The organism is Roseococcus sp. YIM B11640 (assembly GCF_049727625.1).
Taxonomy (GTDB): domain Bacteria; phylum Pseudomonadota; class Alphaproteobacteria; order Acetobacterales; family Acetobacteraceae; genus Roseococcus.
On record NZ_JBBJOZ010000004.1, the window covers coordinates 262329 to 275977 of the forward strand.

At 70.9% G+C, this 13649-nt stretch carries 13 protein-coding genes; 6 read left to right on the forward strand and 7 right to left on the reverse strand.

All coding sequences use genetic code 11. The annotated features are described in order from the left end of the window. The first annotated feature begins 41 nt into the window (after positions 1–41). The 5 genes from WJM96_RS17715 to WJM96_RS17735 all read left to right on the forward strand — a co-directional run bounded on the left by WJM96_RS17715 (position 42) and on the right by WJM96_RS17735 (position 6866). Positions 42–1211: an amidase gene (locus WJM96_RS17715; protein WP_424813862.1), complete on the forward strand. Its 1170-nt coding sequence runs from the start codon at positions 42–44 to the stop codon at positions 1209–1211. Then, entirely contained in the window at positions 1208–1606 is a 399-nt protein-coding gene (locus WJM96_RS17720; protein WP_424813863.1) for an AtzH-like domain-containing protein, read from the forward strand. The genes WJM96_RS17715 and WJM96_RS17720 overlap by 4 nt, the downstream gene beginning before the upstream one ends. Before the next feature lie 47 nt (positions 1607–1653). Next, positions 1654–4308: an alanine--tRNA ligase gene (gene alaS / locus WJM96_RS17725; RefSeq protein ID WP_424813864.1), complete on the forward strand. Its 2655-nt coding sequence runs from the start codon at positions 1654–1656 to the stop codon at positions 4306–4308. Positions 4309–4401: 93 nt separating this feature from the next. Beyond that, positions 4402–5727 carry an HdeD family acid-resistance protein gene (locus WJM96_RS17730; protein ID WP_424813865.1) on the forward strand — a complete coding sequence of 442 codons (1326 nt, stop codon included), beginning with the start codon at positions 4402–4404 and terminating at the stop codon, positions 5725–5727. Then, complete coding sequence (locus tag WJM96_RS17735) at positions 5724–6866, forward strand: MFS transporter (protein WP_424813866.1); 1143 nt, start codon at positions 5724–5726, stop codon at positions 6864–6866. The genes WJM96_RS17730 and WJM96_RS17735 overlap by 4 nt, the downstream gene beginning before the upstream one ends. Before the next feature lie 50 nt (positions 6867–6916). Here WJM96_RS17735 and glp read toward each other — a convergent pair whose 3' ends face one another. Genes glp through trpD form a run of 4 tightly spaced genes read right to left on the reverse strand, consistent with a single transcriptional unit; the run spans position 6917 to position 10440 of the window. Continuing rightward, positions 6917–8119 (reverse strand): gephyrin-like molybdotransferase Glp, encoded by a 1203-nt coding sequence (gene glp / locus WJM96_RS17740; RefSeq protein WP_424813867.1) that lies wholly within the window; start codon positions 8117–8119, stop codon positions 6917–6919. Further along, on the reverse strand, positions 8116–8589 hold the full coding sequence (gene moaC, locus WJM96_RS17745; RefSeq protein WP_424813868.1) for a cyclic pyranopterin monophosphate synthase MoaC: 474 nt from the start codon (positions 8587–8589) through the stop codon (positions 8116–8118). Before moaC ends, glp begins: the two co-directional genes overlap by 4 nt. Beyond that, positions 8586–9407, reverse strand: coding sequence for an indole-3-glycerol phosphate synthase TrpC (gene trpC, locus WJM96_RS17750; RefSeq protein WP_424813869.1), 822 nt, complete (start codon positions 9405–9407; stop codon positions 8586–8588). The genes moaC and trpC overlap by 4 nt, the downstream gene beginning before the upstream one ends. A 19-nt stretch (positions 9408–9426) precedes the next feature. Beyond that, on the reverse strand, positions 9427–10440 hold the full coding sequence (gene trpD, locus WJM96_RS17755) for an anthranilate phosphoribosyltransferase (protein WP_424813870.1): 1014 nt from the start codon (positions 10438–10440) through the stop codon (positions 9427–9429). Between the two features lie 260 nt (positions 10441–10700). On the opposite strand from trpD, the gene WJM96_RS17760 reads away from it, so the two are divergent. Then, positions 10701–11576, forward strand: coding sequence for a tetratricopeptide repeat protein (locus tag WJM96_RS17760; RefSeq protein ID WP_424813871.1), 876 nt, complete (start codon positions 10701–10703; stop codon positions 11574–11576). 12 nt (positions 11577–11588) lie between these two features. On the opposite strand, the gene WJM96_RS17765 is transcribed toward WJM96_RS17760, so the two are convergent. The 3 genes from WJM96_RS17765 to WJM96_RS17775 are packed head-to-tail and all read right to left on the reverse strand — an operon-like array spanning position 11589 to position 13626. Then, positions 11589–11930 carry a DMT family transporter gene (locus tag WJM96_RS17765; protein WP_424813872.1) on the reverse strand — a complete coding sequence of 114 codons (342 nt, stop codon included), beginning with the start codon at positions 11928–11930 and terminating at the stop codon, positions 11589–11591. Then, positions 11927–12886 (reverse strand): glycosyltransferase family 2 protein, encoded by a 960-nt coding sequence (locus tag WJM96_RS17770; RefSeq protein ID WP_424813873.1) that lies wholly within the window; start codon positions 12884–12886, stop codon positions 11927–11929. Before WJM96_RS17770 ends, WJM96_RS17765 begins: the two co-directional genes overlap by 4 nt. Then, on the reverse strand, positions 12883–13626 hold the full coding sequence (locus WJM96_RS17775; protein ID WP_424813874.1) for a class I SAM-dependent methyltransferase: 744 nt from the start codon (positions 13624–13626) through the stop codon (positions 12883–12885). The genes WJM96_RS17770 and WJM96_RS17775 overlap by 4 nt, the downstream gene beginning before the upstream one ends. Positions 13627–13649 lie beyond the last annotated feature (23 nt).

The window sequence follows — 13649 nt, forward strand, 5'->3', positions numbered from 1 at the left end:
CCGCGCCAAGCTGTCGGCCTGATTCGCGCCGGAGCCCCGCCTTGTCCTCATCGCCCTTCGTTCCCGGAACCTCGGTGCATGTAGTGGGCCGGGAACGCGGTCCCCTCGCCGGGATGACCTTCGCGGCGAAGGACCTTTTCGACGTCGCCGGTCATCCCACCGGCGGCGGCAATCCGGATTGGGCCCGGCAGAATCCCCTGCCCACACGCCACGCCTGGGCGGTGCAGGCGCTGCTTGATGCCGGCGCGACCTTGATCGGCAAGACCATCACCGACGAGGTCTCGCTCGGCATCCTCGGCGAGAACGCCTTCGAGGGCACGCCCTTCAACCCTGCCGCCCCCGGCCATGTGCCGGGCGGGTCCTCCTCCGGCTCGGCCAGCGCGGTGGCGCAGGGGCTCTGCGACACGGCGCTGGGCACCGATACCGGCGGCTCGGTGCGGGTGCCCTCCAGCTTCTGCGGCCTCTACGGCATCCGCCCCACCCATGGGCGGCTCGACCTGACGGGGATGCTGCCCCAGGCGCCGACTTCCGACACCACGGGCTGGTTCGCGCGCGACGCCGCCACCTTCGCCCGCGTGTCCGAGGTGCTGCTCTCCGAACCGGCCGGGGAGGGCCTTCCCACCCGCCTCCTCATCGCGACCGACGCCTTCGGCTTCGCAGAACCCGCGACGGCCGAAGCCCTGGCCCCGATGGTCGAGCGGCTGAAGCGCCTGGTCCCCGGCGCCGAGGAGGTGGTGATGGCCCCGCCTGGCCTCTCCGTCTGGGGCCGCGCCCAGCGCACCCTGCAGCCGGTCGAGGCCTGGGAGACTTTCCGCCCCTGGGTTGAGCGCGACAATCCGCGCTTTGCCTTCAGCGTCGCCAAGGGCTTGGTGATGGGTGCCATGACGCCCGAGGCCGAGCGCGGCTGGGCCGAGCTCATGCGCCGCGAGGTGAGGGGGCGGCTGCGCCACCTGCTGCAGCCCGGCACCATCCTCGCCATGCCCACCACGCCCTTTCCCGCGCCCGAGACGGGCCTGCCGCTTGGCGTGCTCACGCCGTTGCGGGACCAGATCCTCTGCCTCTGCGCCCATGGCGGGCTGGCTGGGCATCCGCAGGTGAACCTGCCCGGCGCCACCGTCGGCAGCCGCCCGGTGGGACTTTCGATCCTCGCGGCCCGGGGCGCCGACACGCTCCTGGTCCGTACCGCCCTGGCTCTGGAGAAGCTCGCATGACCCCCAACATCCCCGAGATCGTCGAGGAGGTCCGGCAGAAGTTCGAGCGCTACGAACAGGCCTTGATCGACAAGGATGTCGAGGTCCTGGACGACACCTTCTGGAACTCCCCCCTCACCATCCGGCTCGCCTTGCACGAGAACGGCTTCGGCTTCGACGAGATCCACGCCCACCGCGTCCGCCGCCCGCCCGGACCGGGCATCAAGCTGGAGCGCGTGCGCCTGGACATCCTGACCCTGGGCCGCGACTACGCCACCGTGAACCTCATCTTCAAGATGCGGGGGAGGGGCGATGCCCTGGCCCGGCAGTCCCAGACCTGGGTGCGCTTCCCGGAGCTCGGCTGGAAGGTCGTCTCGGCCCATGTCTCGGTGACGGAGCAGGCCCCGGCCTACTGAACGGGCCAACTTGAGGCCGTCCGGCCGGCAGGCTAAGCGTGGCGCCCATGAGCAGCAGCAGCAACGACATCCGCGCGACCTTCCTGGGCTATTTCGCGCGTAACGGCCACCGGATCGTGGAGAGCAGCCCGCTCGTCCCGCGCAACGACCCGACGCTCATGTTCGCCAATTCGGGCATGGTGCAGTTCAAGAACGTCTTCACCGGGCAGGAGCGGCGCGACTATTCCACCGCGACGACCGCCCAGAAGTGCGTGCGCGCCGGCGGCAAGCACAACGACCTGGATAATGTCGGCTACACGGCCCGGCACCATACCTTCTTCGAGATGCTAGGGAACTTCTCCTTCGGCGACTATTTCAAGGAGCAGGCGATCACCCACGCCTGGGAGCTGCTCACCAAGGATTTCGCGCTGCCCAAGGAGAAGCTGCTCGTCACCGTCTTCTCAGAGGACGAGGAGGCGGCCTCCCTTTGGCGCAAGATCGCGGGCCTGCCCGACAGCAGGATCATCCGCATCGCAACCTCCGACAATTTCTGGCGGATGGGCGATACCGGCCCCTGCGGCCCGTGCTCGGAGATCTTCTACGACCACGGCGACAAGATCCCTGGCGGCCCCCCCGGCAGCCCCGATGAGGACGGCGACCGCTTCATCGAGATCTGGAACCTCGTCTTCATGCAGTTCCTCGAGGAGCCGGCCGGGACGCGCAACCCGCTGCCCCGCCCCTCGATCGACACGGGCATGGGGCTGGAGCGCTTCGCGGCGATCCTTCAGGGCAAGCACGACAACTACGACACCGACACCTTCCGCGCGATCATCCTGGAATCGGCGCAGATCACCGGGCAGGATCCGGACGGGCCGTTCCGCGCCTCGCACCGCGTGGTGGCCGACCACCTGCGCGCGGGCTCCTTCCTGATCGCCGACGGGGTGCTTCCCTCCAACGAAGGCCGCGGCTACGTGCTGCGCCGCATCCTGCGCCGCGCCATGCGCCACGCCCACATGATGGGCGCCCAGGACCCGCTGCTGCATCGCCTCTTCCCGGTGCTGGAGCGGCAGATGGCGGCCGCCTATCCGGAACTGTCGCGTGCGGCGAACCTCATCACCGAAACCTTCCGCCTGGAGGAGAACCGGTTCCGCACGCTGCTGGACCGCGGCCTCGGCCTGCTGGAGGCTGAGAAGGCCAAGCTCGGCGAGGGCCAGCCGCTCCCCGGCGACGTCGCCTTCCGCCTCTACGACACCTACGGGTTCCCGCTGGACCTGACGCAGGACGCGTTGCGCGCCGAGGGCCGCGCGGTGGACGTGGCCGGCTTCGACGCCGCCATGGCCGAGCAGAAGAAGCGTGCCCGCGCCGCCTGGGCCGGCTCCGGCGAGGCCGCGACCGAGACGCTCTGGTTCGACCTGAAGGAGAGGCTCGGCGCCACCGAGTTCCTCGGCTACTCGACCGAGACGGCCGAGGGCGCCATCACGGCCATCGTGGCCAATGGCGCCTCGGTGAACAGCGTGGCCCAGGGCCGCGACGTCGCCGTGATCCTCAACCAGACGCCCTTCTACGGCGAGAGCGGCGGCCAGGTCGGCGATGCCGGCGTGATCCGCGTGGGCGACGCTGTGATCCGCATCCGCGACACGCAGAAGAAGCTGGGCGACCTCTTCGTGCATCTCGGCACGGTCGAGAAGGGCGATGTCGAGGTCGGCCAGTCGGTGATCGCCGAGGTGGACCACGCCCGCCGCGGCGCCATCCGCGCGCACCACTCCGCGACGCATCTGCTGCACGAGGCGCTGCGGCGCCGCCTGGGCACGCATGTCGCCCAGAAGGGCTCGCTGGTCGCGCCCGAGCGCCTGCGCTTCGACGTCAGCCAGCCCACCCCGATCGCCGCCGAGGACCTGGCCTGGGTCGAGGCCGAGGTGAACGCCCGCATCCGCGAGAATGCCGAGGTCACGACGCGCCTCATGACGCCGGACGCCGCTGTGGGCGAGGGCGCGATGGCGCTCTTCGGCGAGAAGTACGGCGAGGAGGTCCGCGTGGTCTCCATGGGCCATGACGCGGCCGCCGTGGACCGCAAGGGCAACTACTCCATCGAGCTCTGCGGCGGCACGCATGTGAAGCGCACGGGCGATATCGGCATGTTCCGGCTCGTGGGCGAGGGCGCGGTGAGCGCCGGCGTCCGCCGAATCGAGGCCGTGACGGGCGAGGCCGCCTATGCGGCGATGGAGGCCGAGAGCCGCCTGCTGCGCGAGGCCGCGGCGGCGCTGAAAGTCAGCCCCGCCGACCTGCCCGCTCGCATCGCCGCCATGGTCGAGGAGCGCCGCAAGCTCGAGCGCGACCTATCCGAGACGCGCAAGAAGCTCGCGACCGGCGGCGCCGCCTCGGAGGTCGAGACCGTCTCCGGCCTGCGCGTCGCACTGCGCGACATGGGCGACATGCCGGGCAAGGAACTCAAGGGCCTGGCCGAAGCCATCCTGAAGGGCGGCTCGGCCGACGTGGTCGGTCTCGTTTCCTCGGCCGAGGGCAAGGCGAGCATCGTCGTAGGCGTTGGAGAGGTCGCGAAAGGCCGGGCCGATGCGGTGGCGCTGGTGCGCGCGGCAGCGGCGGCGGTGGGCGGCAAGGGCGGCGGCGGCCGGCCGGAGATGGCCCAGGCCGGTGGGCCCGAAGGCGACAAGGTGGAAGATGCGCTCGCAGCCGTGCGCTCGGCCCTGGCCATGGCGGGCTAAAGGAGGCAGCTTCTTGTCCGCTCCGGTGTTCGTGGTCGTGAACGCCGGGGGCCGGGCGCCCCGTGGCGCTGCGCGACGGGAGACGCTGCTGACATGATCCGGCTGGCCCTTCTGCTGACCGGCGCGCCTGCGCTGCGCCGCCGCTGGGGCGTGCTGATGGGGCTGGGGGCGGCTGCCTGCCTCCTCGCGCTCCTGATCTTCATCGACTCGAGCGACGGCGTGAACGTCGTGGCCACCTACACCTTCGGCTATATCCTGGTGCTGAGCGGCGCGGCGGGCATGTTCGGCATGCTCAGCCGGCAGGCGCGCTTCAACCGCATGGTGCTGGCGCGGGCCTTCGGAATGCTGGTTCTGGGCCTGCTCATCATCGACTTCCCCTGGGACAACCAGATCGCCAACAGCCTGCTCTTCGGCCTGGCCTTCCTGCTGGACGGGCTGCTGCGCATGGCCGGCGCCTGGGTGCTGCGCTATCCGCGCTGGCGGCTCGCCATCTTCTTCGGGCTGGTGGAGCTGGGTTTCGCGGCCATGGCCATCGGCAACTGGCCCATCAGCTACCGCCAGACGGTGCCCTTCAGCATCGCGCTGCTGCTGGCGCTGAACGGCGCGACCGTGATGCGGATCGCGCTCGCGCTCCGGCGCCTGCCGGCTGATGGTTCCATCCTCTCCATCCCGGGCTTCGGCCCGCCGGGCTGGTACACCCATATCGACAAGGCCAAGGCCGGGGCCATCGGCGCCGAGGGGCCTGTCGAGCCCATGGTGGTGCGGATCTGGACGCCCACGGGTTCCGCCGAGATCGCAACGCGACGGCCGGTCGTGGACCGCTACATCGCGGCTGTGGACAAGCACGGGAAGATATCGAGCGGCCATGCCGTGCTCGACTTCGCGCCGCACATGTACATCAGCCATTACCCGGCCGACGAGGTGGAGCGCCCCGCGACCGGATTCCTCAACTCCCTACGCGCCACGGCGGAGAACGACGTGCCCGGACGCTTTCTCGACAGCTACCAGTATGAGGTGGACACCTGGTTCCCCGCCGATGCCCATATCAGCTTCCGCCGCTTCAACGCGGCGCGGCTGCTGACGCATTGGGGTATCTATAGGCTGGACAACACCTACAACTTCACCCGCCGCAACTGCTCGGTCGCCGTCGCCGTGGCGCTGGACGCGGCGCTGGAGGGGATGGGCGGCAAGGGGCCGCTGTGGCGCCGTCTGCCGAGCCTTCTGCTGAATCCGGACCTCTGGGTGGCCGCCGTGCTTCGGCGCCGGGCCGAGACGCTGACCTGGACGCCCATGCTGGCCTACGACTACGCCCGCGCGCTGCGCCGGGTGGTGGAGCCGCCGCCGCTCCGATGGGTCGAGCGCCTGGGCGAAGCCTGGCGCCGCTGGCGCGCCAGCCGCAACCGGGAGGCCGAGGCATGAGCGGCTCGGCACCCCTGCTGGCCCGCGCGGCCGTCATCGCCGTCGCGGCCATCTTCGGCCTGACCTACAGCCTCACCGCCCCGCTCATCGCGCTCGACCTCGCCGAGCGGGGCCTGGGCGAGACCGCCATCGGCCTCAACGCCGCGATGCATGCAGTGGGCGTGCTGCTGACCGCGCCGCTGCTGCCGCGCCTCGTCGCACGCTTCGGCGCCCGGCGCATGGTGGTGACGGCGCTGCTGCTCTCGGCCGTGGTGGTGGCGCTGTTTCCGGCCATGCCGCTGGTCTGGCTCTGGTTCCCGCTGCGCCTGCTGCTGGGCTGCGCGGCCGAGACGCTCTTCGTGCTGTCCGAAACCTGGATCAACCATCTCTCCTCCGAGGAGAGCCGGGCGCGGGCCATGGCGACCTATACCGCCTCGCTTTCCGTGGGCTTCGCGGCGGGGCCGCTGATCCTCTCGGTGACGGGGTCGGAGGGCGCGATATCCTACATCGTGGGCGCGCTGCTGGTGCTCTGCGCCGTGCCTCTCGTGGCCAGCCCGCGCGTAGCCGCGCCGCATTTCGGCGAGGAGCCCAAGGCCGGGCCGATCCATTACCTGCGCCTCGCGCCCATCGCCATCGCGGCGACAGTGCTGAATGCCGCGATCGAGACGGCCGGTATGTCCTTCCTCGCGCTCTACGCCATGGGCGCGGGCTGGACCGAGGCGGAGTCGCCCCGGCTCATCACCGCGCTCATGGTGGGCGCGATCCTGCTGCAACTCCCCATCGGCTGGCTGGGCGACCGCATGGACCGGCGGCGGCTGGTGCTGGGTCTCGCGGTGGTTTCGGCGGCGGGTGCGCTGGCCTGGCCCTTCGTCCTGGGCAGCCCGGTCGCGGCCTATGCCACGCTCTTTATCTGGGGCGGAGCCTTCGTGGGCATCTACACCATCATGCTCACGCTGGTGGGCAGCCGCTTCAAGGGCACGGACCTGGTCGGCATCTATGCCGTGATGGGTCTCGCCTGGGGCGTGGGCGCGCTGCTGGGGCCGACGCTGGCGGGTTTCGCGATGGGGATGGCGACCCACGGCCTGCCCATCTTCGCCGCGCTTGCCTGCGCGGCGTTCTGCGTCTTCATGCTGGCCTCGCGCCGCGGTGATGCGAGCTAGAGCAGATCGCGTCAGATGGGTTGATGGAGCCCTAGAGGACGCGGCGTGCCCTAGACGCCCAGCGCCTGGAGCCGGATGACCTCGACCGCTTCGCCCTTCGGCACGGCGGGCGCGAAAGGGGCGCGCAGGATAAGGGCATCGGCACGGGCCAGGACGCCCAGCATGGAGCTGTCCTGCCGGGCGTTCGGCGTCGCCACCCAGCGGCCCCCATCGTCACGGGCGAGGGTGGCGCGCAGATGGTCCGCCCGCTTGTCGTTGGCGGGTAATTCCGCGCCGGCAATGGCGGATTCCACGGGCGGCGCTGTATCGGCCAGTCCCTGCATCCGCGCGAGCGCGGGCAGCAGGAAGATCACCGCGCAGACCAGCGCCGAGACCGGATTGCCCGGCAGCCCGAGGACGGGCGTCGAGCCCAGCCGGCCCCAGATGAGCGGCTTTCCCGGCCGCATGGCGATCTGCCAGAAATCCAGCACGAAGCCGTCGCGGCCGAGAGCCTTCTGCACCAGGTCGTGCTCGCCCACGCTCGCGCCGCCTGTCGTGACCAGCAGGTCGTAGCCGCCGCTGCCCGCCAGCGAGGCGATCGCCGCCGGATCGTCCGGCGCGATGGGGAGGATCCCCGCCTCGCCACCGGCCGAGGCCACCATGGCCGCCAGCGCGTGCGCGTTGGAGCTGACGATGCCGCCGGCGGGAAGGGCCTCGCCGGGTAGCGCGATCTCGTCGCCTGTCGCCAGGATGCCGATGCGCGGGCGGCGGTGGACGATGAGCCAGGGATGGTTTCCCGCCGCCGCCAGGCCGACGTCGCGCGCCGTGAGGCGGCGGCCCGCCGGCAGCAATTCGCCGCCCTCGGCGAAGTCCAGGCCGCGGCGGCGGATGTGGCGGCCCTCGGCCACGCCTTCGGTCACGCGCACGCCCTCGGCCAGCGCCTCGGCGTTTTCCTGGATGAGGATGGTGTCGGCGCCCGGCGGCACGAACCCCCCGGTGAAGATGCGCACCGCCTCGCCGGGGCCGACCTCGCCCGAGAAGGGCTTGCCGGCGGGCGAGGCGCCGGAGAGGCGCAGGATGTTGCCTTCCACCGCATCGGCCGCCCGCACGGCGTAGCCATCCATGGCGGAGACGTCGGCGGGGGGCTGCGTCAGACGCGCGATCACGGGCCGCGCCAGCACCCGGTTCCAGCCGGCGGCGAGAGGGACGGTCTCGGGCCCGGTCGGCGCCAGGCCCGCGAGGATACGGCCGCGCGCTTCGCCGACCGAAATCACGCCGGCGCCTCGAAGCGGCCGGACTTGCCGCCTTCCTTGAGGACGAGGCGCAGATCCTCGATCCGCATGCCGCGATCCACCGCCTTCACCATGTCGTAGACCGTGAGCGCGGCGACAGAGGCCGCCGTCAGCGCCTCCATCTCGACACCCGTGCGGCCGGTGACGCGGACCTCTGCCTCGATCTCGACCGCGTCCGGCTCGGCGATGCGGAGGTCCACGGAGACCTTGGTCAACATCAGCGGATGGCAGAGGGGGATGAGGTCGGAGGTGCGCTTCGCGGCCATGATGCCGGCGAGGCGGGCCACGCCCAGGACATCGCCCTTGCCCGCACGGCCCTCCGCGATGAGGGCCAGGGTCGCCGGCTCCATGACAACCCGCGCCCGCGCGACCGCGCGGCGCTCGGTCTCGGGCTTGGCGGCCACGTCGACCATGGCTGCCCGTCCGGCTTCGTCGAAATGGGTGAGCGTCACGTCCCGAGGAGCGCGCGGGTCGCCGCCGCGACGTCGGGCTGGCGCATCAGATGCTCGCCGACGAGGATGCAATGCGCGCCGACGCGGGCCATGCGCGCCACGTCGCCAGGGTTGCGCAGCCCGCTTTCAGCCACGGGGATGCGGTCCGCCGGGACCAGGGGCACCAGCTCCTCGCTGATGGACAGGTCAGTCTCGAGGGTCTTCAGGTTGCGGTTGTTCACGCCGATCAGCCGCGTCTGCAGGCCGAGGGCACGTTCCATCTCACGGGCGTCGTGCACCTCTGCCAGAACGGCCATGTCGAGGCTGCGTGCGACATCTTCCAGGGCCTGGGCATCGGCGTCGGAGAGCGCGGCCATGATGAGCAGCACGGCATCGGCGCCCATCGCGCGGGCCTCGAAGACCTGCCAGGGGTCGATCATGAAGTCCTTCCGCAGCACCGGCAGGCGGCAGGCGGCGCGCGCGGCGCGCAGGTGGTCGGCATTGCCCTGGAAGTATTTGCCGTCCGTCAGCACGGAGAGGCAGGAGGCCCCGGCGCTCTCATAGGCGCGGGCCAGCTCGGCCGGCGCAAAGGGCTCGCGGATCAGGCCGCCGGAGGGCGAGGCGCGCTTGATCTCCGCGATCAGGCCCGTGCGGCCCTCGCCGATGGCGCGGCACAGCCCGCCCATGAAGTCGCGCGGCGCGGGCTGGTCGAGCGCGCGCTTCTCCATCTCTGCGAGGGGGATAGCGGCCTTCCCGGCCTCCACCTCGCCCCGCTTGTCGCGCAGAATCCGCGCGAGCGTGTCGGAGAAGGCCGTGTTGGAAGTGACTTCGATGTTCATGATGCGGACATATGGTGTTTCAGGCCGCGTTCGTCACGCGGCGCAGGCGATTTAGAACATCCAGAGCGCGGCCGGTGTCAATGCTCTCGGCCGCGAGGGCGGCACCCTCGCGGAGAGTGGCCACGCGTCCGGCGACCAGCAGGGCAGCCCCGGCATTCAGCCGCACCATGTCGCGATAGGCCCCCGGCTTGCCTTCCAGCAATTCCACCAGCGCCACGGCGTTTTCCGCGGGTTCCCCGCCCTTGATGGCTTCGATCGGATGGACGGGTAGGCCCGCATCCTCTGGCGTCACGTTGAAGCGGCGGGTGCGGCCACCCGACAGCTCGACCACTTCGGAGGGGCCCGAGATGGCCAGTTCGTCCATGCCCTGGCCATGAACCAGCCAGGCGCGCTCGGTGCCCAGGCGGCCCAGCGTCTCGGCCATGGGCTGCAGCCAGTCTGCCGAAAAAGCGCCCGTCATCTGGAACTTCACGCGCCCCGGATTGGCCAAGGGGCCGAGCAGGTTGAAGATCGTCCGCGTGCCAAGCTCCACCCGGGCGCCGCCGGCGTGGCGGAGCGCGGCGTGGTGCCGGGTGGCGAGCAGGAAGACCATGCCCACCTCCCGCAGGGTCTCGGGCAGGCGCTCCAGCGGGATATCGAGGTTGATGCCCAGCGCCGACAATGCATCCGCGGCGCCCGAGCGGGAGGAGAGGGCGCGGTTGCCGTGCTTGGCCACCGGCACGCCCGCGCCGGCCACGACCATGGCCGAGGCGGTCGAGATGTTGAGGCTGCCCGAGGCATCGCCGCCCGTTCCCACGATATCGACCGCCCCGCCGGGCACCTCGACGGGGATCATGCGGGCGCGCATGGCGCGGACAGCCCCGGTCATTTCCGCAACCGTCTCACCCCGCACGCGCATGGCCATGAGCATGCCGGCGATCTGCGCGGGCGTCGCCTCGCCGGCCATGATGATGCCGAAGGCCGATTCGGCCTCGCTTTCGGCGAGGGTTTCTCCCGCCGCCAGGCGGGCCAGGGTGGGCTTGAGGCCGTTCATGATGCCGGTTTCTGGAGCTTCTCCCATCGCGGGTAAACGGCTTTGGCGGCCTCGTACAGCCCGGCCGCCGCCGGGGCGCCTTCCGCGCGGCTGCGCTTTGGCGGCTACACCCTTCATTCTTCTGTGCAAATTCCTCCGCTGCCCGATATCGCGCCGGCGGGCTTTGCTCTAAGGCACCCTTGATGATCGCATGTCCGCCCCCCGCCCTGGACGTGTCATCGCAGATGCCAGTCCTGGGCCAAGTGATTTAGGATCGCGGCGTGCGCAAAAGCAGCATCGCCTCCCTCGCTCTCGGTTCCGCCGCCCTCGTCGCGGCGGCCGGATGGTATCTGCTGGCCCCGCCGGGCGGCCGGGTCGAAACCGCCCTGCAGGGCGGCGTGCCGACCCTGACGCCCGCTGCGCCATCCCCTCCGGCGGATGCGCTTCCCCTGCCGCCGGAGATGCCGCGCATCGCGGATGGGCCGGATTACGACCGCTGCCTGCAACTCCTCCGCAACGATCCCGAGGAGGCGATGCGCTTCGCCCAGGCCTGGGACGCGACGGGCGGCGGCGATGGCGCGCGGCACTGCATCGCGCTCGCCTCGATCGGGCTGGGCGAGCCGGAGCGCGCGGCCGAGCGGCTGGAGCGGTTGGGCAATGGCACGCGGGCTGGCGCGGTGGCCCGTGCCGCCGTCTTTGGCCAAGCCGCTCAGGCCTGGATGATGGCGGGCGACGCCAACCGGGCCTATGGGGCGGCGACCATTGCGCTGACCCTTTCGCCCGAGGATCCCGAGCTGCTGGTGGACCGGTCCGTGGTCCTGGCGGCGCTGCGCCGCTTCACCGAGGCGCTGCAGGATCTGGACGCGGCCATCGCCATCGAGCCGGAGCGAGCCGAGGCCTGGGTGCTGCGCGCTGCGGCCCTGCGCCGACTGGATCGGGCCGACCAGGCCATGCAGGCCGTGGATCGCGCCCTGACGCTGGCGCCCGACAATGTGGAAGGGCTGCTGGAACGCGGGATCATCCGCCAGCTCAAGGGCGATGTCGCCAATGCCCGGCAGGACTGGCGCCGGGCCATCGAGCTTGCGCCCGACAGCATGGCCGCGGACCTCGCCCAGCAGAACCTGGAGCTCAGCGAGATGGGGCCGCAGCGCCGCTAGCCGCCCGGCGGCTCAGGCGCTCGCCAGCACCACCACGCCGAGCGCGATCAGGCTGATGGCCGCGACCTTCTGCGTGCCCAGCGCCTCGCCGAAGAACCACCAGCCGATGAGGGCGATCACCACGTAGCTCGCGGCGGTGCAGGGCAGGGCGACGCTCATCGGGATCTTCCGCAGCGCCGCGATGTAGAGCATCGCGCCAGTGCCGTAGAAGCAGAGGCCGAGCAGCGTCTGCCAGCGTAGCATCTGCTCGATGAAGCCCACGCCGTTCAGCGATTCGGCGCCGGCCTTGAGCAGCACCTGCCCTACCAGCGAGGAACAGATGGCGGCGGCCAGCGCGACCCAGTGGATCATCATTCCTGCGTCACCTTCTGGGCCGGGCCGATGACCTCGCGCACCACGCCCTGGGGCTTGCCGTTGGCCGAGAGGAAAGCGCGGCCGACATACTCGCCCAGCACGCCGAGGATCAGGAACTGCACGCCGGCGATGAGCAGCATGAGCGTCATGCTGGAGGCCCAGCCGGAGGGGGTCTCGCGGAAGATCGCTTCCAGGATGACGAAGACAGCGAGCAGGAAGCCCAGCGAGCCCATGGCAATGCCCGCATAGATCGCGAGCCGCAGCGGCGCGACCGAGAAATTGGTGGCCAGGTTCAGCCACAGCCGCACCAGCCGCCGCATGTTGTAGTTGGATCGGCCCTCGGCACGGGCGTAGTGCGCGACCTCGATCGAGGTGATGCGCTGCGTCACCTGCATGATGAGGCCGTCGATATAAGGGTAGGGGCCGGAATACTTCGCGACCTCGCGCACCACCATCGCGCTCATGCAGCGGAAGGAGGAGAGGTAGAGGCCGCGCGGCTTGTCGAGCAGGCTGTCAGCCACCTTGTTGGCGAAGCGGCTGCCGAGGTTGCGCCAGCCCTCGTGCTCCTTCTTGGCGTAGCGGGTGTAGACCACGTCCCAGCCGCCCAGCCGCGCATGGTCGTAGAGGCGCACGACCTCCTCGGGCGGGTTCTGCAGGTCGTCGTCCATGTTGATGACATAGGCGCCGCGCGCGTGGCGAAGGCCCGTCATCACCGCGTTGTGCTCGCCGAAGTTGCGCGCGTGCTCGACATAGGTGAGGGGCACCGTCGCCGTCTCGGCCAGGCGGCGGCAGACGTCGCCGCTGTCGTCCGGGCTGCCGTCGTTCACCAGGATGATCTCGATGCCGCCGGCGGGCTTGAGCGCCGAGAGGGCCTCCACCAGGCGTCCGACCGTGGCGGCGCCGCGGTAGACGGGCACGACGATGGACAGGCCGACGGGATGATCTTCGATCTTCATGGGGGGTTTCCGGGGCGAATGGCGGTGGCGAGCAGCGAGCCGCCGACGGGGAAGCTCAGCCCCGTCCGCAGCAAGGCCGCCTCAAGCCGGCAGATGGTGAAGAGGCTGGCGTCGAGCCAGGCGGGATAGTCCGTCACGTCCGAGGCCGCGTCGTCGCCGCGCGCCAGGACCTTCCGCTGCAGCAGCATGAGGGGCAGCAGCAGGCTGTTCCAATGCCGGGGCCGGGCGGGGCGGAAGCCCGCGCCTTCCAGCATGGAGGCCGCGCCAGCTCGCTCGAAGCGGCGGGTGTTGTGGACGCGGATATCGTGAGCCGACTTCAGCCATTCATGCCCCGGCAGGTTCAGCACCAGCAGGCCGCCAGGGGCCAGGACACGATGGAACTCGGCCAGCGCCTCGGCCGGCTCGACACCGGCATGGGAAAGGACGTCGAGGCTGGTGACGGCGTCGAAGCTGCCAGCCGCGAAGGGCAGGAGATTGACGCTGCCGCAGGCGATGGGCGCACCGGTCTTGGCGGCGGCGCGGCGGGCGGCGGGCCAGGCATATTCGAGGCCGGTCAGGCGCGCTTGCGGCCTTGCGGCCCGCAACCGCGCGAGGAAGCCGCCGGTGCCGCAGCCGGCATCGAGCACGCGCGCGTCGGCGGGCAGGGGCGCCAGCGCGCGCAGGGCATGGCCATGCAGGGCGCGGTACCACCACATCCGGTCCTCGACCGCATCCATCAGATCGTATTCGGCGGCGTCCACGGGGCCTTGTCGCCGTCCATGGC